This is a genomic window from Rhizobium aethiopicum (assembly GCF_900094625.1).
Taxonomy (GTDB): Bacteria; Pseudomonadota; Alphaproteobacteria; order Rhizobiales; family Rhizobiaceae; genus Rhizobium; species Rhizobium aethiopicum.
In genome coordinates this window covers 1-1,175 of sequence record NZ_FMAJ01000061.1, presented here as the reverse complement: position 1 = coordinate 1,175, position 1,175 = coordinate 1, and the positions used below count along the sequence as shown (strand labels likewise).

The following is a 1,175-nucleotide window of genomic DNA, read 5'->3' as shown; positions in this document are numbered from 1 at the left end:
GAACAAAACGTTCCAATCACGACAAACCTGACAAAAGTGGCGGATGCCCGACATTTGCGAGAAATGTCGACGGTTGCGCTGGGGACAAGGGAATTAGCATGTAATTCAACCGCGCTCAGGATCGTCCTGTGTCGGATCGTATTGAGCCTGCGGGGTGGAAAGTGGCGTTGCGGTCCTCGCCGCAAGTGCCTCCGTCAGCTGCGCACTGGTGCTTACCTCGACGGTCAGCTTGCGCGAGACATTGCGTGCAATTGCAGTGCCTTCTTTGCACCGGCCGCCATTGATTAGAACCGCCGCATCCGCGGATCAGGCATGGGACACGAACGGCACGATCTGTGGCGATCCAATCGCGGGGCATCTGCCTTGGCAACCGGATAAGTTCATCGCCGAGGGCGACGAGACAGCGATCGCCACTTCGCGCTTTTAAAAAAGTCCTATTGAAAGAAGCGACGAACTAGCCACCATCGCAGCGCCAACTTTGTGGATGGAATGCCACACGAAGTAACTACGTTCGTTCGTTTGCGCAGACGACGAGCAGCAGGAGACAACAAACGATCTGAAGGTAACAGCGTTGACTTGTTCGCGAGATCACGCAGTAACCTTGTCTGCCGCGACATGGGTCTGACAGTTCTTCGGGCAGACGCGCGCGCAGGCGCCGCAACCAATGCAGCGGCCGGCCTCATCGACAACCATGATCATACGATTGAGCTCGCCATCGAAGTCTTCCTCCTCGTCGTCGCAGATGCCGAGGATTTCACCCGCTTCACCGACGCCATAGAGGTGCATGACTTCGCGAGAGCAGGCTTTGAAGCATCGGCCACAGCCGATGCAGGTTGTAGCATCGATGCAGGTCAGGTACTCCGGCACCCAGCTGGAGCCGTCGCGCGTGACGAAAGGGCCAGTCATCGTGAATTCTCCAATGCAGCGAGCTCTTCCTTCGCAGCGTTCAACTCGGCGAAGGCGTCGAACGTCTCTCCTGCAATGGTCTTGATTCTAGCCCAATTAATCGGAAGGTCCTCGGCAAGATCGTGCAACTCCATCTTCGCAGCGGCGGCGCGGGACTGCAGCTTGCGGACCTTTTTCAGCTGCTCCACAATGTCTGACATGATCTCTTTCCTCGAAAATTGATTTCATGATGCCCGCGCCACGTCGGGATAGGTTTCGATAACTTCAAT

Annotated in this window: 2 protein-coding genes; both read right to left on the bottom strand. The window is 56.3% G+C overall.

Annotated elements, in window-relative coordinates; all coding sequences use genetic code 11:
• Positions 1-588: 588 nt before the first annotated feature.
• On the bottom strand, positions 589-906 hold the full coding sequence (fdxB, locus tag GA0061105_RS32110; RefSeq protein WP_004677870.1) for a ferredoxin III, nif-specific: 318 nt from the start codon (positions 904-906) through the stop codon (positions 589-591).
• On the bottom strand, positions 903-1,106 hold the full coding sequence (locus GA0061105_RS32105) for a CCE_0567 family metalloprotein (RefSeq protein ID WP_009991124.1): 204 nt from the start codon (positions 1,104-1,106) through the stop codon (positions 903-905). Before GA0061105_RS32105 ends, fdxB begins: the two co-directional genes overlap by 4 nt.
• Positions 1,107-1,175: the final 69 nt, after the last annotated feature.